The organism is Streptomyces sp. NPDC055400, assembly GCF_053644375.1.
On sequence record NZ_JBSHLM010000003.1, the window covers coordinates 560960 to 581884 of the forward strand.

Below are 20925 nucleotides of genomic sequence, written 5' to 3' on the forward strand. Positions count from 1 at the left end.
TGGGAGAGGAGCGAGACGATGTCGGTCAAGATTCCGTCGAGCTCCCAGCAGGGCAGCCCACGGCAGGCTCCGGAGTAGTTACTCACTCCGTACGAGCCGGCTCACGGGGAGGCTGCCCGGGGCGGCCGCTTCGAGCGCGCACCTTCCGGGTGCGCGGGCCGCCCACCCAGACTTTCCAGTGCCGCGACCCAAGGGAAACGGCACCCGCGGACGGCCGCGGCGACGGCAGGCCGTCAGGCCAGCAGGCGTTCCAGGACGACCGCGATGCCGTCGTCCGCGTTCGACGTCGTGACCTCGTCCGCGACCGCCTTGAGCTCCGCGTGGGCATTGGCCATCGCCACGCCGTGCGCCGCCCAGCCGAACATCGGGATGTCGTTGGGCATGTCGCCGAAAGCGATCGTGTCGGCCGCCTTCGCGCCCAGCCGGCGCGCGGCCAGCGAGAGACCGGTCGCCTTCGAGAGACCGAGCGGCAGCAGCTCGACGATGCCTTCGCCCGCCATCGTGACGCCCACCAGATCACCGGCCACGGCCAGCGCCACGGCGGCCAGCTCGTCGTCGGTCATGCCCGGATGCTGCACGTACACCTTGTTCAGCGGCGCCGCCCACAGCTCGGTGACATCCGTGAACGGGGTGACCGGCAGGGGGCCCTCCTGCACCTGATAGCCGGGCCCCACGACCACCTCGCCCTCGAGGCCGTCACGGCTCGCGGCCAGAGCCAGCGGCCCGGCCTCCGCCTCGATCTTGGAGAGCGCGAGACCGGCCAGCTGCCGGTCGAGGGTCACCGACGTCAGCAGCCGGTGCTCGCCCGCGTGATAGACCTGCGCGCCCTGCCCGCACACCGCGAGGCCCTCGTAGCCGAGGTCGTCGAGGATGTGCCGGGTCCAGGGCACGGCCCGCCCGGTCACGATGATGTGGGCGGAGCCCGCCGCGGTGACCGCGGTGAGCGCCTCACGCGTCCGCTCGGAGACCGTGTCGTCGGGCCGCAGAAGCGTCCCGTCGAGATCGGTCGCGACGAGTTTGTACGGGAACGGGTGATCCAGCGGAGCAGGGTGGCTCACTTGTTGATCGGCTCCAGGATCTTTCGGCCCCCCAAGTACGGACGCAGCACCTCGGGCACCCTCACGGAGCCGTCGGCCTGCTGGTGATTCTCCAGGATGGCCACGATGGTGCGCGGCACCGCGCACAGCGTGCCGTTCAGCGTCGCCAGCGGCTGGACCTTCTTGCCGTCACGCATGCGGATGGACAGGCGGCGGGCCTGGAAGCCGTCACAGTTCGACGCCGAGGTCAGCTCGCGGTACTTGCCCTGCGTCGGGATCCACGCCTCGCAGTCGAACTTGCGCGAGGCCGAGGACCCGAGGTCGCCCGTCGCCACGTCGATGACCTGGAAGGGCAGTTCGAGGCCGGTCAGCCACTGCTTCTCCCACTCCAGAAGCCGCTTGTGCTCGGCCTCGGCGTCCTCGGGAGCGACGTACGAGAACATCTCGACCTTGTCGAACTGGTGCACGCGGAAGATGCCCCGGGTGTCCTTGCCGTACGTACCGGCCTCGCGGCGGAAGCAGGGCGAGAAGCCGGCGTAGCGCAGCGGCAGCTTGTCCGCGTCGAGGATCTCGTCCATGTGGTACCCGGCGAGCGCGACCTCGGAGGTGCCGACCAGGTAGTAGTCGTCCTTCTCCAGGTGGTACACGTTCTCCGCGGCCTGGCCGAGGAAGCCCGTGCCCTCCATGGCGCGCGGGCGCACCAGCGCCGGCGTCAGCATCGGGATGAAGCCGGCCTCGGTGGCCTGCGCGATCGCCGCGTTCACCAGCGCGAGCTCGAGGAGCGCGCCGATGCCCGTCAGGTAGTAGAAGCGCGAGCCCGACACCTTGGCGCCGCGCTCGACGTCGATGGCGCCGAGCGCCTCGCCGAGCTCCAGGTGGTCCTTGGGCTCGAAGCCCTCGGCGCCGAAGTCACGGATCGTGCCGTGCGTCTCGAGGACGACGAAGTCCTCCTCGCCGCCGACCGGGACGTCCGTGTGCACGATGTTGCCCAGCAGGAGGGCGAGACGCTGGGTCTCCTCGTCGGCCTCGCGCTGCTCGGCCTCGGCGCTCTTGACGGCGGCGGAGAGCTCGCCGGTCTTCTTCAGGAGCTCCTGCTTCTCGTCGGGGGCGGCTTTGGGGATCAGCTTGCCGAGCGACTTCTGCTCGGAACGGAGCTCGTCGAAGCGGAGCCCGGACGACCTGCGCCGCTCGTCGGCGGAGAGCAGGGCGTCGACGAGTGCGACGTCCTCTCCACGGGCGCGCTGGGAGGCGCGCACACGGTCGGGGTCCTCACGAAGCAGGCGAAGGTCAATCACCCCTCAAGGCTACCGGTGCGCGGTTCCGCCGCACGAACCGATATCCCGTGCGTACCTTATGCCCGATTTGCCGGATATGAATTCGGCAATGGGCGATCGGCGCGCGGCGAAGCTCGTGGCCGAAATGGATCTTCTCGGGGCCGGTCGGGCACTGTGGACGCCGGTCAATGAAAAGGGTCCCATTCCCCGAAATGGGGCAGACGCGGCACGACCGCTTGACCGAATCCCCTTGTGCGGGCCGGGATTTGGCGGCGGGGTTGTCCACAGGAATGCGGCTCTCCGAAAAGTTATCCACAGGCTGTGCGAAAGATCTGTGGATGCCGGAAGAGATCGTTCCGAAAGCCGCATGATCGACGAAGGATTCCCGATCCAAACCCATCTCACACGCACTTTCGAGTGGAAATGGTTCGCTCTATAGAGTTGATCAAAGGAAAAGAGTGGACGAGGGGTGACGTGCGCGCCTGTGGACGGAGTTGTGCGCTGTAGAGCGATTTGTCGACCATGTAGTGAGATGGTGTCGACTTGTCCCCAGGTCGAGAAGCGCACCTGTGGATAACTTCTGTGGATGGCGAAAATCTGCAGGTAGGACTGGTTCTGAGGACGTCGAAATCCGGCGCCCGAAGACGCCGGAAGCCCGTCAGAATCCGTATGCGCGAAGGTGCCGGGACCCGTATGTCCGAAGGTGCCGCAAGCCGTACGTCCGAAGGCGCCGGAACCCGTATGCCCGAAGGTGCCGCCGGCTGGAACGCAAAGGCGTCAGAAACGGCCGTCCTGGCAGCGCGCGAGCCAGTCGGACGCCGCCATGAAGTCGCTGTCGGACGTTCCCGTCCGCGGAGTCCTGACGTCCGCCACGGTGACCCCGGCCCTCGGATACGAGCCCAGGAAGCGCACCTGCGGGCAGACCCGCTTGAGCCCCATCAGCGCCTCGCCCACCCGGCGGTCCGAGATATGGCCCTCCGCGTCGATGGCGAAGCAGTAGTTCCCGATGCCCTCGCCGGTCGGCCGGGACTGCAGCAGCATCAGGTTGACCCCGCGCACCGCGAACTCCTGGAGCAGTTCGAGCAGCGCGCCCGGATGGTCGTCGCGCTGCCAGATGACCACGGAGGTCTTGTCCGCGCCGGTGGGCGCGGCGGGGCGGGCCGGCTTGCCGACGAGGACGAAGCGCGTCTGCGCGTTCTCCGCGTCATGGATCTCGGTGACCAGTGGCACCAGGCCGTAGCGCTCCGCGGCGAACTCGCCCGCGAACGCCGCGTCGTAGCGGCCCTCCTGGACCAGTCGCGCACCGTCCGCGTTCGACGCCGCGGACTCCCACGTCACGTCCTCGGCGAGATTCGCCTTCATCCAGTTGCGGACCTGCGGCTGAGCCGCGGGGTGGGCCGTCACCGTCTTGATGTCCGACACCTGCGTACCGGGCCTGACCAGCAGCGCGAAGGTGATGGAGAGCAGCACCTCGCGGTAGATCATCAGCGGCTCGCCGGCCACCAGCTCGTCGAGCGTGGTCGTGATGCCGCCCTCGACGGAGTTCTCGATCGGCACGAACGCGGCCTCGGCCTCGCCGTTGCGTACGGCGTCGAGTGCGGCGGGCACGGACACCATCGGAACGAGTTCCCGGGTGGCGGTCTCCGGGAGCGTGCGCAGAGCAACCTCGGTGAAGGTGCCCTGAGGGCCGAGATACGCGTAGCTGGCTGACATATTGGTCACCCTAATGGGCCTCCAGCAGCGCCTGCCCCACGTACTCGCCCTTTGCTGCCCCGCCGGGCACCGCGAACAGCCCGCTCGACTCGTGACGGATGAAGTCCGACAGGGCGTCTCCCCGGTCGAGCTTGCGCTGCACCGGCACGAAGCCGCGCAGGGGGTCCGCCTGCCAGCAGATGAAGAGCAGCCCGGCGTCCGGCACCCCGTCGTGGCCGATGCCGTCGTGGTACGAGAACGGGCGGCGGACCATCGCGGCGCCGCCGTTCTGGTCGGGCCGGGTGATGCGCGCGTGGGCGTTGATGGGTATGACGAGCTTGCCGTCGGCGCCGGTCTTCTCCAGGTCCGGCTTCGTGGTCTCCGTGCCGCCGGTCAGGGGCGCGCCGTCGGACTTCTTGCGCCCGATGACGTCCTCCTGCGCCTTCCCCGACAGCTTCTCCCAGTCGTCGAGGAGCATGCGGATGCGCCGTACGACGGCGTACGAGCCGTCGGCCATCCAGGCGGGGTCGCCCGACGCGGGCACGAAGATCCGCTTGTCGAAGTCGGCGTCGGCCGGCTTCGGGTTGTTGGTTCCGTCGATCTGACCCATGAGATTGCGGGCGGTCATGGGGTGGGAGGTGGCGCCGGGCGAGCGGTTGAAACCGTTCATCTGCCAGCGCACCCTGGCCGCTTCCCCCGCCTCCCGCTGGACCGCGCGCAGGGCGTGGAAAGCGACCAGCGCATCGTTCGCGCCGATCTGCACCCACAGGTCGCCGTTGCTCCGGGCCTTGTCCAGGTGGTCGGAGAAGAAGTCGGGCAGCGGGTCGAGGGCCGCCGGCCGCTGCTTCTCCAGCCCCGTACGGGAGAAGAAGCTGTGGCCGAAGCCGAAGGTGAGCGTCAGCGATGAAGGACCGGCGTCGCCGGCAACGTCGGTGTCGGAGTCGCCGAGGCCTTCCCCGGCCATCAGCCGCTGGGCGGTGGCCGACCAGCGCCGCATCAGGGCAGCCGCTTCCTTGCGTCCGGCGCCGGGCGCGAGATCGAAGGCGATCAGGTGCCCGCGGGACTGTGTCGGGGTCGTGATGCCGGGCTGATGTTTCCCGTGAAACATCACGCGGTCCGCGCCGAGGGAGGTCAGCGACGCGGCGGCGTCGGGGGAGTTCGACGAGGCGGCCGCGTACCCCGCGGCGCCGCCCACGGAGCCCAGGGCGAGGCCCGTCGCGCCCGCGGTGCCGAGCAGCCGCCGTCGGGAGATGCCGGAGTCGGTCCGGTTCTCGGAGTGAGCCATGGTGGGGGTCAGCCGATCTTCGCGTTCTTGTTGACGGTCACTTGGTCGATGTCGGATGTGCGCACGGTGATCGCGATCTTCCAGTCGCCCGCCACGGGGATCTGTACGCCGCTCGCGCTCCAGTGTCCGGTGGCGATGTGGTCGGGAACGACCGGCAGGGGGCCGAGCTTCTTCGCGGCGAGGGTGAAGGAGACCTTCACCTCGGGGACGTCGAACGCCTTGCCGTTGGGGCGCTCCACATAGACGTGCATGTCGTTGCTGCCGGTGCGCCCGGGATCCATGTCCATCAGAAGCGTGCCCTTGCCGTCCTGGCCGCCCGTGTCGAACGGCAGCTTCAGGGAGAGCGGCCCCGACCGCTGGGAGGCCGCCGCGGTGACGGCCTTGGCCTCCTCCTCGGTGCGGCCCGGCTCGGTGGAGGTGAGCACGGTGGTGACGACGAGCAGGACGACGGCGACACCGGCCTCGGTGAGTACGGAGCGGCGCAGTCCGGAGCGGCCCGGGTCGGCGTCCCGTATGCGCTTCTCGCGAGCGGTCACGAGCGCGGCGCGCTGGCGGGCGAGCTGGGCGGACCGCTTGTCGTCGACATCTGAGCCGGAGCCCGTATCGCCGCCAGCGCCGGAGCCCGTATCGCCACCGGAACCGGAACCCGCTTCGCCACGACCACCTTCCCCCGACGACGACCGCTTCGAAGCGCCGCCAGTAGGTACTGTCACCGCCTCCTCCGACCGCGTGCGCTCCTCGGCCACAGTGGTTGCGGCGGCCTCCGGGGCGAGGCCCTCCGACAGGCGTCCCGTCCACTTCCGCGAGATCCAGGCGACGCCGACCAGGACGGCGACGAGCCCGATCTTGAGCAGCAGCAGTTGCCCGTAACGGGTGCCGGTGAGCGCCGACCAGGAGCCGACCTGGCGCCACGACTGGTAGAGCCCGGTCGCGGCCAGCGTGGAGACCGCGCAGAACGCCACCCGGGAGAACCGCCGGACGGCGGTGGCCTCGATCGACGGCGCCCGGTACAGGGCGACGAGCAGGGTGGCGAGCCCGCCGAGCCAGGCCGCCACCGCGAGCAGGTGCAGCACGTCGACAGGCATGGCGAGTCCGGCTTGGATGCCGGTGGAGGCGTGCTCGGCCATAGCCCAGGTGGCGGCGAGACCGGCGGCGACGACCGCGCCGCCGATCGCGAGCCCGAAGGCGAGGTCTTTCTTCTCCTTGGGGTCGGTCCGCTTCTCGTACGCGCCGAAGAGCACGGCGATGAAGAGGGCGGCAGCGGCGAGGAGCAGGAGCCGTGACACCAGTGCCGCGCCCGACTTGGTCTGCAGGACCTGCCCGAGGAGGGTCAGGTCGAAGATGTCACCGACCGCGCCGGACCCTGTGTAGGAGCCGCGCATCAGGAGCATGGCGAGGGTCGCGCCGGTGAGGGTGACCCAGCCGCCCACCACGACCCGCTGCACGGGGCGTACGCCCGCTCCGCGCGGCCAGCAGGCGAGGACGAAGGCCGCGCCGCCGACGGTGAGGATGAACCCCCCGTAGGAGAGGTACCGCGCGACGCCGTAGAGCCCGCCGACGACGCCGCCGCCCGCGGTCTGGTCGGGCAGTGCCGCGGTGGTCTTGGAGGGGGCGCCGATGGAGAAGGTGAACGCCCCGGAGACGGGGTGGCTGTCGGCCGAGACGACCTGGTAGGCGACGGTGAACGTGCCGTCGGGCAGCCCGGAGTGGAGGGGGACCCCGTAGGTCGTGCCGCCGAGGTCGGTCGTCCTGCCGGTGTCGACACGCTTCCCGGCCGGGTCGAGGACCCGTACCGAGCCGGAGGACATGGCGACCTCCTCCGAGAAGGTCAGGGACACCCGGGTGGGGGCCTGCTCGACCACCGCGCCCTGCTTCGGGTCGCTCCCGGTCAGCGCGGCGTGCGCGGAGACGGGCGCGGCGCCGGCGAGGAGGGCGCCGGTGACGGCGAGGAGCAGCAGCAACAGGTGCCGGAAGCGGGGAGCGATGGTCTTCACGAACGGTCAGCCCCTCAGTGCGACGTGTGCGACGTGTGCGACGTGTGCGACTTGCGCGATGCCGTCGACGCCGTCGACATCGACGACTTCGACGCCATCGACGCCATCGACGAGTGCGCCGACTTGGCCGTCGGGTTGTAGGTGGCGGCCTTCACCGGGAAGGTCACCGTGACGGTGCCGGACCTGGCGAAGTGCAGCTCCACGGACACCTTGTCGCCCTCCTTCGGCGTCTGCTTGAGGTTTTCGAACATGAGGTGGTTGCCACCGCGTTCGAAGTCGAGCTCGCCGTCGGCCGGGACCGGGAAGGACTTCTGCTCCTTCATCACCCCGCCCTTGGTGGAGTGGAGGGTGACCTGCTGGGCGATGGAGCTGGTCACCGAGTTGAGCGTGTCGGCGCCGCCGCTGTTGTGCACGATGAAGAAGCCGGCCGCCATGTCGCCGCCCGCGGGCGCCGGTATGAACGCCCCGCCGACCTTCACTGCGGGCTTGCCGGAGGACGCCGGCGCCGACGAGTCGCCGGAGCCGCAGGCCGTGAGGGCGAGTCCGGCCGCCAGCGCCGTGGCGCCGAGGGCGAGCGGTGTACGCCTCACGGCTGCTCCCCCTTGATGATCTTGGGCAGGTCCTTGGTGTAGTCGTCGACAGTGGCGTCCTCGCCGTACAGCACGTACCCGGCGTCGGTCTTCGGCGAGAAGGCGATGACCTGGGTGCCGTGCATCGAGACGAGCTTGCCGTGCTTGTCCTTCTCCGTCGGCTCGATGGAGATGCCGAGGGTGCGGGCGCTGCCCTGGATGGTGGCGAAGTCGCCGGTCAGGCCGATGAAGTCGGGGTCCTGCGCCTTGAGCCACTTGCCGAGGACGGGCGCGGTGTCGCGGTCCGGGTCGGTGGTGACGAAGACGACCTGGAGTTTGTCCTGTTCGGCCTTCGGCAGTGCCTTCTTGGCGACGGCGATGTTGCTCATCGTCAGGGGGCACACGTCGGGGCAGTGGGTATAGCCGAAGTAGATCAGCGTGGGCTTGCCCTTGGTCTGCTCGCGCAGGTCGAACTTCTTGCCGTGGGTGTCCGTGAGGACGAGGTCCGGCTTCTTGAAGGGCGAGTCGAGAACGGTCGCGGCCTTGTTCGAGCCGGTCTCGGCGGAGACCTCGGCCACGGGCTTGCCGCTGTCGTCACCACTGCCGCAGGCGGAGAGGGTGAGCGAGGCCGCGGCGATGAGCCCGGCGGCGAGCAGCGTCTTCTTACGGAGGGCCCGGCGAGGACCTGTGTGCGGGGTCTTACGGGGAGAGCGCATAGAAAAATGTCCCAGATGTGAGGCGGGCCGGTGTGCACCGGGGTCGGCCGGCGGCCACGGAGGGCCGACGTCTGCGCCGGCCCCGGTGCACACCCGCGGCTGGTTCAGCTGTTGGTACGACGGCGTCCCGCGAGCACCCCGAAGGCCACGCCGGCGGCGCCGACGACGATGCCGGCGATGCCGAGGGCGCGTGCGGTGGTGTCGCTGCCGGAGGAGCCGTCGGAGGAACCGTCGGAGGAGCTGTCCGACGAGGAGGCCGCGGCCGCCTTGTCGTCACCCGACGTGGCGCTGTCGTCGGCCGCGCCGCCGTGGTGGTCCTCGGTCGCGGCCGAGAGCTCCAGGGTGGGCGCCGGGTTCTCCGGCTCCTCCTGGCCCTTGGCCTGCGGCTCGATCCAGCGGACGACTTCCTTGTTGTCGTAGGTCTGGATCGCCTTGAAGACGAGCTCGTCCGTGTCCTCGGGCAGCTGCCCGATGGAGAGCGGGAACTTCTGGAAGAAGCCGGGCTGGATGCCCTTGTCCTTGCCCGAGCCGTCGGCGGTCCAGGTGACCTGGGAGACGGCCTGGTCGATCTTCTCGCCGTGCATCTCCAGCGGCTTGTCGAGCTTGGACTTGGTGACCTTGGCGGTCCAGCCGGGGATGGGCTCGGGCATGACCGAGGCCAGCGGGTGGTCGGTCGGGAAGTTGACCTCGACCTTGGTGGTCGCGGCGTCGTCGCGCTCGTTCGGCACCTTGAAGTTCACGACGGCGTATCCGCCCTTGGCGGCGACGCCCTCAGGCTGCACGCTCACGTGTGCGAAGGCGGGGACGGAGAGCACCAGGACGGCGGACGCGGCGGTGGCACCGACGGCGGCGACGCGGGAAATCCTCTTCATGGCAGAAACCACTCCACTCGGGTTCAGCGAGATCAGGCGAACGGTGAGTGCGCGCACCGGGAACGGGGCACGCGCGCGTGCCGCACGACACTCCTCCGCGCTGTGCGGGAACCCGTACAGGGCCCCGCGTGGAGTACGTGTGTCGTGTCAGGCAGCGAGACGGAACGCGTCGCCCGCGGGCGGGCCGCGCCTGATCACCGAGTGCTGAAGTGCCGTCGTGCGCAGGGGCACTGGCGCGAGGAGCTCGACGGGCACCACATGGGGCGCCGCTTCCGCAGCCCCGGGCAGACCGGCCCTGAGGGCGCGTACGAGCGCGAGAGCGGCGCGCAGGGAACGGACGAGCGCCCCCTGGGCGACTCCATGCGCCGAGTTCGCCGAGAGGCGGACGAGCCGGCCGAGCGCGAGGTCTCCATGGCGCAGCAGCCAGCCCGCGACGACTGCGGCGAGCAGGTGCCCGAGCAGCATCGGCAGGGACGGCAGCAGCGGCATGGAGGTGACCGCTTCGGTGGCGGTGTGGTGGTGCATGCCCGTTCCGGAACCGGGTTCGACGCCGGCGTCCGACAGGATCTTCTGCGCCTGCGCGGGGCTGATCGCCGCCATGCCGGAGCCGCACATGAGCCGGGCCGCGCGCTCCACGACCGAGGGTTCCTGTGCGGTCTGCGCCATCGTCATGGTGCCGTGCTGGCCCACTCCGAAGAGGGTGTGCAGACCGGTCTGGCCGGCCGCGAGAGCGGCGGCGATGCCCGGCAGCGAGCGCTCGCGCCCGGCGAGCGGAGCCGCCACGGCGAACACCGCGAGGAACCCGACGCCCAGCGTCCACAGCGGGACGGTGGCGCACGAGGCGAGCACATGTCCGGCCGCGGACAACGCGACGCAGACCGCGGTGAAGACCGCGGCCCTCAGCAGCCGGACATCCGTTCCGGTGCGCGCCTCGCGCTGGTGGGGGGCAGACATGGCGGGCTCATCATCGCACTGGGCTTACCCGCCTCATACGGCAGGTCCACAAGGTCCGGAATCTTCCGCCCCGCCCCCTTGAAGCCGGCTCCGGACACCGCTGAAGCCGGCTCCGTACACCGCCGCCACCGGTCCGCGCGTCCGCCGTATGGGCGGTATCACGCGAAACACGCGATTGCACAGGGGCCGTTGCGGCAATACGTATCGGTATGTCGAGCCGCGGCCTGGAGGCTGGAGCATGAGCATCTGGTGGTCTCTGCACTTGCGCCGCGAGGCCGCGAGCGTTCCGCTCGCCCGACGCCTGCTGATCGACACCATGGAGACCGCGGGCGTGGACCGCGACATCTCGTACGACCTGTCCGTCGCCCTCACCGAGGCCTGTGCGAACGCCGTCGAGCACGGCGGCGATCCGGACCCCGACGATCCGGCGGGCGCGTACCGGGTCACGGCCTACCTGGAGGGCGAGACCTGTCGCATCGAGGTCGCCGACTCCGGTCCCGGCTTCCCGGCCCTGCGCGGACGCGGCACGACGCTGCTCAAGCCCGCCCCCGACCACGCCGAGCACGGCCGCGGACTCTGTCTCATCCAGGAGCTCGCGGACCACGTCCACTTCGTCAACCGACCGGGCAGGGGCGGCGCGGTCGTCAGCTTCGACAAGGTGCTCAAGTGGCGCGAGGACGCGCCCCTGGTCTCGGCCTGATCCCCTCCGGGCACGAAAGCCCGACCCGTCCGGACACGACACCCTGACCCCTCCGGGCACGACAGTGGCCGGGCACCGTCACGCCGTGCCCGGCCACTTCGCAAACGCGTCTCTACGCGCGCGTGGTTCAGCCCTTGAGCTGAGCCATCCACGCCTCGACCTCGTCCGAGCGGCGCGGCAGACCGGCGGAGAGGTTCCGGTTGCCGTCCTCGGTCACGAGGATGTCGTCCTCGATCCGGACGCCGATGCCGCGGTACTCCTGCGGCACGGTCAGGTCGTCGGCCTGGAAGTACAGACCGGGCTCGACGGTCAGGCACATGCCGGGCTCCAGCGTGCCGTCCACGTACGTCTCGGTGCGCGCGACGGCGCAGTCGTGGACGTCGAGGCCGAGCATGTGGCCGGTGCCGTGCAGCGTCCAGCGGCGCTGGAGGCCGAGCTCGAGGACGCGCTCGACCGGGCCCTCGACGAGGCCCCACTCGACGAGCTTCTCGGCGAGCACACGCTGCGCGGCGTCGTGGAAGTCGCGGTACTTGGCACCGGGCTTGACGGCCGCGATACCGGCCTCCTGGGCCTCGTACACGGCGTCGTAGATCTTCTTCTGGAGCTCGGTGTAGCGGCCGTTGACCGGCAGCGTGCGCGTCACGTCGGCGGTGTAGAGGCTGTGCGTCTCGACGCCCGCGTCCAGGAGGAGCAGGTCGCCGGAGCGGACCGGGCCGTCGTTGCGGACCCAGTGGAGGGTGCAGGCGTGCGGGCCGGAGGCGCAGATCGAGCCGTAGCCGATGTCGTTGCCCTCGACGCGTGCGCGCAGGAAGAACGTGCCCTCGATGTAGCGCTCGCTGGTGGCCTCGGCCTTGTCGAGGATCTTCACGACGTCCTCGAAGCCGCGGACGGTGGAGTCGACGGCCTTCTGCAGCTCGCCGATCTCGAACGCGTCCTTCACGAGGCGGGCCTCGGAGAGGAAGACGCGCAGCTCGTCGTCGTGCTCGCGGGTGACCTTGTCGGTCAGGGCGGCCTCGATGCCGGCGTCGTGTCCGCGCACCACGCGGACCGGGCCGCTCGCCCCGGCCAGGTGGCCGGCGAGCTCGCGCACGTCGGAGGCGGGGATGCCGTAGACCTGCTCGGCCTCGGCGAGGGAGTGGCGGCGGCCGACCCACAGCTCGCCCTGGCCGTCCAGCCAGAACTCGCCGTTCTCGCGGTCGGAGCGCGGCAGCAGGTAGATCGTCGCGTCGTGCCCGGAGACCGTCGGCTCAAGGACGAGGACGCCGTCCTCCGTCTGGTTGCCGGTCAGGTACGCGTACTCGACGGAGGCGCGGAAGGAGTACTCGGTGTCGTTCGAACGGGTCTTGAGGTTGCCCGCGGGGACGACGATGCGCTCACCGGGGAAGCGCGCGGAGAGGGCGGCGCGGCGGGCGGCCGTCTCGGACGCCTGCGCGATCGGCTCGAGGCCGTGCAGCTCCGTGTCGGCCCAGCCGGACTTCATGCTCTCGGCGAGCTCATCGGACACGCCCGGGTACAGGCCGTTCTTGCGCTGCTTGATCGGCTCGTCGCTCTCGGTCTGAGCGATCTCCGGGTTCTCCGGGGTGAGCTCCTCCGACACGTCTTCCTCCTAGATACGGCCCTGGGATCGGCCTGGGTGCGGCCTGGGTACAACGATGGACCCCCACCATCGTACGGTCGTACGGAAGGGGGCCCAGGGCCGGAAGACCTGTTACATCAAGGGCTACGGGCTGTACCGCCCCGGTCACCGGGTCACTCGAAGCGCGCGGCGAGCAGCACGACGTCCTCGTCGCTGTCGGCGGCGTCGAGCCCGTCCGGCAGGACGGTGTGCAGGACGTGGTCGGCGATCGCGCCGGGGTCGTCGCGGATCGTGCGCGGGACACCGGCCGCGGCCGCGTGCAGACGGGCGAAGGCGCGGTCCATCGGGTCACCGGTGCGGTGCAGCAGGCCGTCCGTGTACAGCAGCACGGTCTCGCCGGGCTCCGGGCTGAACTCGACGCTCGGCGCCTCCCAGCAGGCCAGCATCCCGAGCGGCGCGGACAGCGACGTCTCCACGAACTCGGTACGTCTGTCGCCGATGACCAGCGGCGGGCTGTGCCCGGCCCCGGCCAGGACGATCTTGCGCAGGGCGGGCTCGCAGTACGCGAACAGGGCGGTGGCGCTGCGCGCGGGCTCGGTCAGCCGGAGCAGCAGCTCCAGATCGGACAGGACGGCGACGGGGTCCTCGCCCTCCATCACCGCGTACGCCCGCAGGCTGGCCCTGAGCCGGCCCATCGCGGCGACGGCGCTGGCCCCGGCGCCGGTGACGGAGCCGACGGCCAGGCCGAGCGCGCCCTCGGGCAGCGGCAGCGCGTCGTACCAGTCGCCGCCGCCGCGCGGGCCCGTGCGGCGGCGGGCAGCGAGCTGGACACCCGCGACCCGCGGGAGCCGCGGCGGCAGCAACTCCTCGGCGATGGTGCGGGACTTGGTGCGCGCCCGCTCCAGTTCGAGCAGGCGCGCGAGGTGTTCGGTGGCGTAGCGCGTGTACAGACCGACCAGGTGGCGCTGGCGTTCGACGGGCTCGGCGGGCTCGTCGTAGAGCCACACCACGGCGCCGAGCCGGCCCGCCGCCTCGGTCGCGAGGGGCACCGCGAAGCTCGCCGCGTAGCCGAGCCGAGCGGCGACCTCGCGGTGGCGCGGGTCGAGCCCGTCCTCGGACAGCAGATCCGCGTGCACCTCGGGCTCGCCGGTCGCGTCCGCGCGGTCGAGGATCCTCCCGTACGAGGTCGCGCCGCGCGGCACCGTCTCGATGTGGCCGAGGTCGGCGCGGGCGAGGCCGAGTCCGACGGTGGTGTCGGGCCCCAGGCCGTCGGCCGGTTCCAGGACGACGAGTCCGCGGCGCGCGCCGACGAGGGCGGCGCCGGCGCGCAGCACCTCGTGCAGGGCGTCGTCCAGGACGGCCGCCCTGGCCAGGCGCTCGGTGAGTTCGTGCAGCGTGGTGAGGTCGGAGACCCAGCCGGCGAGCCGGTCCTGGATCAGTGCTCCGGGGGCGCCGGGGGCTCCGGGCGCTCCAGCGGGGGAAGGGGGCGCGGGCGCGGGTGACGCGGGCGCGACAGTGTGTGCCGGTGGGGGAACCGTTGAATCGATTCCGGCCACTTTCGGAAAGTGTGGGGCTGTCATGGCGTCCGGCTTTCCGGCCGGTGCGTATTGCTCAATAGCATCGCAAACCCCCATGTGATTCTGCGCCGCCAGCAGTGTCTCCACATCTACACGCACCGATGAGGGGATGTCCAGCATTGTCCTGCTGGGATTCCTGGTGTCCAGGAGGCCCGTGCGGCATTAGTGATCTCTGATCGAACTTGGCTGAAAAGTGCCTCGGGTGAGGCCGTATTGCGGTCGACTGGCATTGTTCGACAGAGCGTCACAGCGGTCGTGATGGGTACGTTCTCGGAGAAGGCCAGGGGCAGTTGGGATCGACCCGGAACCTGGCGACGGACCCGGGCGTCCTAACCACCGACGACCGTGCCCCATCCTCCCGTGGGGGAGGCGGCGAGTAACACGCGCGACGGCAAACGCCAGGCGCCGCCACCCCACGCCAGGCTTTTCAAGTACGCGGCCGGCGCTCGGACTATAGGGGTTCCCCCTGCTCAAGGCTGGGGTGCGGCGCTCCCAGTATGTACGCTCAGTGAAGTGCTCGACACACAGTGTGATGTGGCCCACGGCGTTCTCTTCGGTCTACGGAAAGGAACGAGCGCTCATGCGCGAGATCCTCGGAAGGCGACGCAGGCTCCTGTCCAGGCGAAACAACGGGAAGTCTGATCAGCTCAGCGCGGCCCTGACCTTCGCGACCGCATGGCAGTGGCCCGTACTCCCGGGCGTGGGGCTCGTGGGGGCGAGGCGCCGTGACGGCGTCAGCTGCGCCTGCCCCGACCCGGAGTGCACGGTGCCCGGCGCACACCCCTTCGACCCCGGGCTGCTCGCCGCGACCACGGACGAGCGCATGATCCGGTGGTGGTGGACCAACCGTCCGACAGCGCCGATCGTGCTGGCCACGGGGGCCGGTGCGGGCGCGAGCGGCGGCCGCGCACCCTGCGCGGTGAGCCTCCCCTCGGTCGCCGGAGCCCGCGCCCTCGAGGCGCTCGACCGTACGGACATCAGGCTCGGCCCGGTCGTCGCCACCAGGGACCGTCTCTTCATCCTCGTGGCGCCCTACTCCATGGAGCAGCTGGGCGAGCTGCTCTACGCCCAGGACTGGGTGCCGGGGTCCCTGCGCTTTCACGGCGAGGGCGGCTATCTGGCCCTGCCTCCGTCCGGCACCGGCCTCGGCCAGGTCTGCTGGGAGCGCGCACCGCTGCCCGGCTCCGCGGCGCCCTGGGTGCCCGATGTGGAGGCCGTGGTGGACGCGGTGGTGGATGCCCTCACTCGTACGGGTGTGAGCGCGCCCGAGTTGTAGGGGAATTGGGCGCGCGGCGAGGGTGTGAAGGGGCGGCGCCGATATCTTCGGCGCATGCCCTCCCCCTTCCCCAAGCTCTCGACCGGCCTCGAGCAGGGGAGACCCCATTCGCGCCTTCGTCTGCTCGGTCTTCTCGCGGTCGTGGCCTTGACCGTTCTCCTCCCGCTGGCGGGCGCGTCCGCGGGCCCCGTCGGCGGCACGGCCACGGAGGACAGCCTCAACCCCGGCGAACTGCCCACGGGTGACGCCGGCAGCGCCGACAAGGTCGACGACAAACCGGGCGCGGGCGAGAGCGGCACGGCGGACACCGCGGCGACGGATGCGGCGGGCGAAGCGCGCCGGTCCCACGGGCGGCCGCCGGGTACTTCCTTCCTCACTGGTCTCGGCATCACCACGACGGCACGATGCGGACCTGAACTCGCCTCTCCCGACGGCATCGAGGCGCAGACCTGCGTACTGACCCAGGGGCGGGACACGTGGGCGAGGACCTACTACAGGAACGCGACAGGGGGGCCGCTGAGTTCCGTCCTGACGCTGATGGCTCCGGAGGGCCGCACCGTACAGATGCACTGCGCGGTGGGTGCCCAGGACGAACCGGGGACGTGTGACACGCCTCGGGAGCGCACTTCGGGTGAGGCGAGCGACTACTCGGCGGTGGCGGAGTTCGCGGGAGCCGGGGACGCCGGGCCGCTGCTGCTCAGGTCGGGAAGCAACGCGCCGACGCCGGCCGGACGCTGAGCGGACGGGACGATTTCCCGGGCGCAGGCCCACGGGGAAGTCCCGGAAAAACAAGGACCCGGTTGCTGGCGACGGGGGATGCACCAGCAACCGGGCTACTCGAACGGTAACAAGAGATCGGCCGTTAGCAAATTCGATCTCGGCTATTCGTATGCGGATTTACCTGCCGCTACGGGGAGTTGTGACCGGAGTCACCCGTTCCGAGGGCTTCCTGTGGCTGACCGGTCGGTCAGCTGAGCGTCACCTGTCGATTGGTGAGGCCGCCGCGTGCCCGGCGCTCTTCGACGGTCAGCGGTGCCTCGGAGGCGAGGGCCGCGGCGAGCCGCTCGGCGAACTCGGCGGCCGGCTTCTCGACATCCTCGGCGCTCACCCCGGTGGGCAGGTCCCAGACCGGAACGGTCAGGCCGTGCGCCCGGAACGAGCCGACCAGGCGCGTGCCCTCGCCGAGCGAGGACTCGCCGGCCGCGTGCAGCCGGGCGAGCGCGTCGAGCAGCTGCTCCTCGGGGTGCGGCATGACCCAGCGCAGGTGGTTCTTGTCGGGCGTCTCGCACCAGTAGGCGCCTTCGACACCGGACAGCTTCACGGTCGGGATGGCGGCCGCGTTGGCCCGCTCCAGGGAGGCGGAGACCTCCGGGCTCGCGTTCTCCGAGTCGGGCACCCAGAACTCGAATCCCGTGTGCACGACCGGCTCGAAGGCGGCCTCGGGGTCGAGCAGGTCCTGCAGACGCGGGCCGTCGGCGGGTGCGCGGCGCGCCTGCACCGGCGTACCGGGCTCGGCGGTGAGCGCGCGCTGAAGGGTGTCGGCGAGGTCGCGGCTCAGGTCGCCGGACGAGGTGTCGTTCTGCAGGCCGAGCAGGACCGAGCCGTCGTCGCGGCGCAGCGCGGGCCACGCCATCGGAAGCACCGTCGCGAGCGTCACGGAGGGAACGCCGTCCGGCAGGCTCTCCTTGAGGGTGAGCGGCACCGTCGCGGCGGGCACCAGCTCGCGCAGCGCGATCCAGTCGCCCTCGCCCGCGAGACCGTCGAACGGGCGCTGCACCAGCTCGGTCACCGCGTGCGCGGCGGCGCGGCCGTGGCAGGCCTTGTAGCGGCGGCCACTCCCGCAGGGGCAGGGCTCACGGGCGCCGACGACCGGGATCTCCCCGCTGCTGACGTGCGACTTGCCCTTGGTCTGGGGGCGCTTCTTGGCCATCTTGGGTGTCTCCCGGTTACGGCTCTCGTACGTACGGGCGCGAGCCTAGCCCCTCGTACGGCCGGGGGCGGGGATCAGGCCGGGGCGTCGGGCCTGAGCGGGATTCAGCCCAAGTCGTCGAAGGCGTCCGCGAAATCGAGGTCGGACATGCTCGCGGGCGCGCGGTTCGCCACGCGCGTAGCGAAGGTGCGCTGCCCCTGTGCTTCGCCTTCGGAGCGCACGTCCTTGTGCACGACCACCCAGACCGTCACTTCACCGGGGGCGTCGTCACGTACGCCCCAGTCGTCGGCGAGCGCCGAGATGATGTTGAGCCCGCGGCCGCCGTGCGCGGTGACCGAGGGCGTGGCCGGAACCGGGCGGGTCGGACCACCACCGTCCGTCACCTCGACGGTGAGACAGCCCCGCGTGTCGACCCTCCATGCGGCCCGGACGTCGCCGTCCCCGGCCATGTCGTCGCCCAGCGGCCTGCCGTGCCGGCAGGCGTTGCTCAGCAGTTCGGACAGGATCAGTACGGCATCGTCGATGACCGCTTCCGAGACCCCGCCGACGCGCAGCTGATCACGCATCCGGTGTCTTGCTTCGCCCACGCCCGCAGGGCCATGGGGTACGGCCATGCTCGACGACGTGGGCACCTCCTGTGCCACCACCAACGCCACCCCCGAGACCTCCTTTGCCCCACGCCACGGTGTGAATGCCCCAATGGACTGGACCGGAAACCGGCCAATCCACGCTCAGTGACGCACTCGTAACGATCGAATACGGAGTGAACGCGCCGGAGCACTCCCTGTGAGGAAAGTGGCCGGATTTAGTCCCTTCCGAGCTGGCGCAGAACCGCGCGGGGGCGGTTGGTGATGATCGCGTCGACGCCGAGGCCGACACACAGGTCGACATCCTCCGGCTCGTTGACCGTCCACACGTGCACCTGGTGGCCCGCCCGCTTGAGTTTCTCCACGTACCCGGGGTGGCTGCGGACGATCCGGATGCCCGGGCCCGCGATCGACACCCCCTTGGGGAGGCGGCCGTCGCGGTGGCGGGGCGAGACGAACTGCATCAGATAGACCGTCGGCAGGTGGGGCGACGCGGCCCGGACACGGTGCAGGGAGCGGGCCGAGAAGCTCATGACGCGCACCGGGGACGGCGCGTCCGGCGCTCCGGTGGGGGCGTCCAGGCCGAACCGCTTGAGGAGCATCAGCAGGCGGTCCTCGACCTGGCCGGCCCAGCGGGTGGGGTGCTTGGTCTCGATGGCGAGCTCCACGCGGCGGCCCGCGTCGGCGACCAGTTCGAGCAGCCGCTCCAGGGTCAGGACGGAGGTGTCCTCCCAGTCGGGGCCCTCCGCGCTGGTGCGGCCGGCCTCGCTGTTCTTCCAGGAGCCGAAGTCGAGGGCGGCGAGATCCGCCAGTTCCAGGGCCGATACCGCACCGCGTCCATTCGACGTACGGTTGACGCGGCGGTCGTGCACGCAGACGAGATGGCCGTCCGCGGTGAGCCGTACATCGCATTCGAGGGCGTCGGCACCGTCCTCGATGGCCCTTCTGTACGCGGCCAGCGTGTGCTCGGGAGCCTCGTCGGAGGCTCCGCGGTGGGCGACGACCTGGATCTGCTGCTGTCGTGCGAGGGTCACCGCGTCATGGTGCCATCGTGAGGCGCGGGGCCGCCCAGCGGATGCGTCCGTTTCGCCCGGCGTAAAGGATGGCACCGGACACACAGGAACGCCTTATGGTGCCCTGACGTCCCGTGGGAAAAGCTGACCGCATACAAACAGCAATGCCGATGGAATCAGCTGGTACAGCCGTGGATCGAGGAGAAGAGCTGTGAGCACCGAGAACGAGGGCACTTCAGTACCCCCGGCCCCGTCCGCACCTCCCGTGCCGGTGGAATCTCCCGCTACTTCCGCACCCGCCGGTTCCGCACCACCTCCGGAGCCCGCCGACGCGCCCACTGCGGTGATCCCGCCGGTCGAGGGCGCGGCGCCGGGGGCGCACGAGGGTGCCGGCGCGGCCTCGGGGGCTGCGCCGACACCCGGTGGGCAGCACGAGGCCGCGAACGCGGCCTCGGGTGGCTGGCCGCCTCCGCCGCCCGCCGTTCCGTCGTACGGGGACGGTGGCGGCGGAGGGCACCCCTGGGGCGCCTCCTACCAGGCTCCGGAGCCCACGCCGGGCCACCGGCGTGGCGGTCTGCTGGCCGCGGTGGTCGCGGCGGCCCTGATCGCGGGCGGTGTCGGCGGTGGCATCGGCTACTGGGCGGCCGAGCGCAACGACGACAGTGGCGCGGGTTCGACGACGGTCTCCGCCTCGGACAACCCGGCGGACTTCAAGCGTGACCCGGCCTCGGTCGCCGGCCTTGCGGCGAACGCGCTGCCGAGCACCGTCACCATCGAGGCGGAGGGCAGCGACGGCGAGGGCGGCACCGGCAGCGGCTTCGTCTACGACAAGCAGGGCCACATACTCACCAACAACCACGTGGTGGCCTCCGCCGCCGACGGAGGAAAGCTTTCGGCCACGTTCTCGAACGGCAAGAAGTACGACGCCGAGGTGATCGGCCGAGCCCAGGGCTACGACGTGGCGGTCATCAAGCTGAAGAACGCCCCGTCGAACCTGAAGCCGCTGGCGCTCGCCAACTCGGACAAGGTCGCCGTCGGTGACTCGACCATCGCGATCGGCGCGCCCTTCGGCCTGTCGAACACGGTGACCACGGGCATCGTGTCGGCGAAGGACCGCCCGGTGGCGTCCAGTGACAGCTCGGGCAGCAGCAAGGCGTCGTACATGAACGCGCTGCAGACCGATGCCTCGATCAACCCGGGCAACTCGGGCGGTCCGCTGCTCGACGCGCGGGGCGCTGTCATCGGCATCAACTCGGCGATCCAGCCGGGGAGCAGCGGTGGCATCGGCGGCTCCGGCCAGTCGGGCTCGGTCGGCCTCGGCTTCGCCATCCCGATCAACCAGGCGAGGAACGTCGCCAAGCAGCTCATCAAGACGGGCCAGCCGGTCTATCCGGTGATCGGTGCCTCGGTCGCGCTGGACGAGCAGGGTGACGGTGCGAAGATCACCGAGCAGGGCGCGGGCGGCTCGTCCGCGGTCACGGCGAACGGCCCGGCGGACAAGGCCGGCCTGAAGCCCGGCGATGTCATCACCAAGCTCGACGACACGGTGATCGACAGCGGTCCGACCCTGATCGGCCAGATCTGGACGCACCAGCCGGGCGACACGGTCAAGATCACGTACAAGCGCGGCGGCGCGGAGCACACGGTCGACGTGGTCCTCGGTGAGCGCAAGGGCGACAGCTGACCGAACTCCCGGCCGAACCCGCTACCCTGGTCCTCGCTCCGCCGGTCGCCGGCGGGGCGAGGGTGGGTTGCCCGAGCGGCCTAAGGGAACGGTCTTGAAAACCGTCGTGGCGCGAGTCACCGTGGGTTCAAATCCCACACCCACCGCTTGCAGGTAGGTGTTTGTAAGGGGCGTTCGCTATGGCGGGCG

Annotated in this window: 18 protein-coding genes and 1 tRNA gene; 5 read left to right on the forward strand and 14 right to left on the reverse strand. The window is 70.7% G+C overall.

Annotated elements, in window-relative coordinates:
* Positions 1-233: 233 nt before the first annotated feature.
* The 9 genes from ACWIGU_RS10660 to ACWIGU_RS10700 form a co-directional block, all read right to left on the reverse strand.
* Positions 234-1058 (reverse strand): HAD family hydrolase, encoded by an 825-nt coding sequence (locus ACWIGU_RS10660; protein WP_454399447.1) that lies wholly within the window; start codon positions 1056-1058, stop codon positions 234-236.
* Positions 1055-2332: a serine--tRNA ligase gene (serS, locus tag ACWIGU_RS10665; RefSeq protein WP_454399449.1), complete on the reverse strand. Its 1278-nt coding sequence runs from the start codon at positions 2330-2332 to the stop codon at positions 1055-1057. Before serS ends, ACWIGU_RS10660 begins: the two co-directional genes overlap by 4 nt.
* Before the next feature lie 756 nt (positions 2333-3088).
* The gene (gene pheA / locus ACWIGU_RS10670) at positions 3089-4024 is read right to left on the reverse strand and encodes a prephenate dehydratase (protein WP_326774990.1); all 936 of its coding nucleotides are present in this window, start codon (positions 4022-4024) and stop codon (positions 3089-3091) included.
* A 10-nt stretch (positions 4025-4034) separates the two neighbouring features.
* Positions 4035-5288, reverse strand: coding sequence for an iron uptake transporter deferrochelatase/peroxidase subunit (gene efeB, locus ACWIGU_RS10675; RefSeq protein ID WP_454399451.1), 1254 nt, complete (start codon positions 5286-5288; stop codon positions 4035-4037).
* An 8-nt stretch (positions 5289-5296) separates the two neighbouring features.
* Entirely contained in the window at positions 5297-7282 is a 1986-nt protein-coding gene (locus tag ACWIGU_RS10680) for a copper resistance CopC/CopD family protein (RefSeq protein ID WP_454399452.1), read from the reverse strand.
* A gap of 14 nt (positions 7283-7296) precedes the next feature.
* Positions 7297-7872, reverse strand: a complete 576-nt coding sequence (locus ACWIGU_RS10685) for a copper chaperone PCu(A)C (protein WP_454399454.1) — start codon at positions 7870-7872, stop codon at positions 7297-7299.
* Positions 7869-8567, reverse strand: a complete 699-nt coding sequence (locus tag ACWIGU_RS10690; RefSeq protein ID WP_454399456.1) for an SCO family protein — start codon at positions 8565-8567, stop codon at positions 7869-7871. The genes ACWIGU_RS10685 and ACWIGU_RS10690 overlap by 4 nt, the downstream gene beginning before the upstream one ends.
* Before the next feature lie 104 nt (positions 8568-8671).
* Complete coding sequence (locus ACWIGU_RS10695; protein ID WP_454399458.1) at positions 8672-9439, reverse strand: YcnI family copper-binding membrane protein; 768 nt, start codon at positions 9437-9439, stop codon at positions 8672-8674.
* A 147-nt stretch (positions 9440-9586) separates the two neighbouring features.
* A complete protein-coding gene (locus tag ACWIGU_RS10700) occupies positions 9587-10393 on the reverse strand; it encodes a hypothetical protein (RefSeq protein ID WP_454399459.1) in 807 nt (268 codons plus the stop codon).
* A 238-nt stretch (positions 10394-10631) separates the two neighbouring features.
* On the opposite strand from ACWIGU_RS10700, the gene ACWIGU_RS10705 reads away from it, so the two are divergent.
* On the forward strand, positions 10632-11093 hold the full coding sequence (locus ACWIGU_RS10705; protein WP_454399461.1) for an ATP-binding protein: 462 nt from the start codon (positions 10632-10634) through the stop codon (positions 11091-11093).
* Between the two features lie 127 nt (positions 11094-11220).
* On the opposite strand, the gene ACWIGU_RS10710 is transcribed toward ACWIGU_RS10705, so the two are convergent.
* Both ACWIGU_RS10710 and ACWIGU_RS10715 read right to left on the reverse strand, forming a co-directional pair.
* A complete protein-coding gene (locus ACWIGU_RS10710; protein ID WP_454399463.1) occupies positions 11221-12690 on the reverse strand; it encodes an aminopeptidase P family protein in 1470 nt (489 codons plus the stop codon).
* A 152-nt stretch (positions 12691-12842) separates the two neighbouring features.
* Positions 12843-14366, reverse strand: a complete 1524-nt coding sequence (locus ACWIGU_RS10715) for a PP2C family protein-serine/threonine phosphatase (protein ID WP_454399464.1) — start codon at positions 14364-14366, stop codon at positions 12843-12845.
* Positions 14367-14826: 460 nt separating this feature from the next.
* On the opposite strand from ACWIGU_RS10715, the gene ACWIGU_RS10720 reads away from it, so the two are divergent.
* Together ACWIGU_RS10720 and ACWIGU_RS10725 are read left to right on the forward strand one after the other, a co-directional pair.
* Complete coding sequence (locus ACWIGU_RS10720) at positions 14827-15522, forward strand: bifunctional DNA primase/polymerase (RefSeq protein ID WP_454399466.1); 696 nt, start codon at positions 14827-14829, stop codon at positions 15520-15522.
* 54 nt (positions 15523-15576) lie between these two features.
* Entirely contained in the window at positions 15577-16260 is a 684-nt protein-coding gene (locus ACWIGU_RS10725; RefSeq protein ID WP_454399468.1) for a hypothetical protein, read from the forward strand.
* Between the two features lie 229 nt (positions 16261-16489).
* On the opposite strand, the gene ACWIGU_RS10730 is transcribed toward ACWIGU_RS10725, so the two are convergent.
* The 3 genes from ACWIGU_RS10730 to ACWIGU_RS10740 form a co-directional block, all read right to left on the reverse strand.
* Positions 16490-17452: a DUF5926 family protein gene (locus tag ACWIGU_RS10730; protein ID WP_454399470.1), complete on the reverse strand. Its 963-nt coding sequence runs from the start codon at positions 17450-17452 to the stop codon at positions 16490-16492.
* Positions 17453-17556: 104 nt separating this feature from the next.
* Positions 17557-18108: an ATP-binding protein gene (locus ACWIGU_RS10735; protein ID WP_454399471.1), complete on the reverse strand. Its 552-nt coding sequence runs from the start codon at positions 18106-18108 to the stop codon at positions 17557-17559.
* Between the two features lie 149 nt (positions 18109-18257).
* Positions 18258-19073 carry a glycerophosphodiester phosphodiesterase gene (locus tag ACWIGU_RS10740; RefSeq protein WP_454399473.1) on the reverse strand — a complete coding sequence of 272 codons (816 nt, stop codon included), beginning with the start codon at positions 19071-19073 and terminating at the stop codon, positions 18258-18260.
* 190 nt (positions 19074-19263) lie between these two features.
* On the opposite strand from ACWIGU_RS10740, the gene ACWIGU_RS10745 reads away from it, so the two are divergent.
* On the forward strand, positions 19264-20736 hold the full coding sequence (locus tag ACWIGU_RS10745; RefSeq protein ID WP_454399475.1) for a S1C family serine protease: 1473 nt from the start codon (positions 19264-19266) through the stop codon (positions 20734-20736).
* A 61-nt stretch (positions 20737-20797) separates the two neighbouring features.
* Positions 20798-20882, forward strand: a tRNA-Ser gene (locus tag ACWIGU_RS10750).
* The last annotated feature ends 43 nt before the right edge of the window (positions 20883-20925 follow it).

Excerpts from the sequence above, each read along its gene's own strand:
- pheA (WP_326774990.1), bottom strand. The coding sequence starts at position 4,024 with ATGTCAGCCAGCTACGCGTATCTCGGCCCTCAGGGCACCTTCACCGAG.
- efeB (WP_454399451.1), bottom strand. The coding sequence starts at position 5,288 with ATGGCTCACTCCGAGAACCGGACCGACTCCGGCATCTCCCGACGGCGG.
- ACWIGU_RS10690 (WP_454399456.1), bottom strand. The coding sequence starts at position 8,567 with ATGCGCTCTCCCCGTAAGACCCCGCACACAGGTCCTCGCCGGGCCCTC.
- ACWIGU_RS10695 (WP_454399458.1), bottom strand. The coding sequence starts at position 9,439 with ATGAAGAGGATTTCCCGCGTCGCCGCCGTCGGTGCCACCGCCGCGTCC.
- ACWIGU_RS10700 (WP_454399459.1), bottom strand. The coding sequence starts at position 10,393 with ATGTCTGCCCCCCACCAGCGCGAGGCGCGCACCGGAACGGATGTCCGG.
- ACWIGU_RS10705 (WP_454399461.1), top strand. The coding sequence starts at position 10,632 with ATGAGCATCTGGTGGTCTCTGCACTTGCGCCGCGAGGCCGCGAGCGTT.
- ACWIGU_RS10715 (WP_454399464.1), bottom strand. The coding sequence starts at position 14,366 with ATGCTGGACATCCCCTCATCGGTGCGTGTAGATGTGGAGACACTGCTG.
- ACWIGU_RS10720 (WP_454399466.1), top strand. The coding sequence starts at position 14,827 with ATGCGCGAGATCCTCGGAAGGCGACGCAGGCTCCTGTCCAGGCGAAAC.
- ACWIGU_RS10725 (WP_454399468.1), top strand. The coding sequence starts at position 15,577 with ATGCCCTCCCCCTTCCCCAAGCTCTCGACCGGCCTCGAGCAGGGGAGA.
- ACWIGU_RS10730 (WP_454399470.1), bottom strand. The coding sequence starts at position 17,452 with ATGGCCAAGAAGCGCCCCCAGACCAAGGGCAAGTCGCACGTCAGCAGC.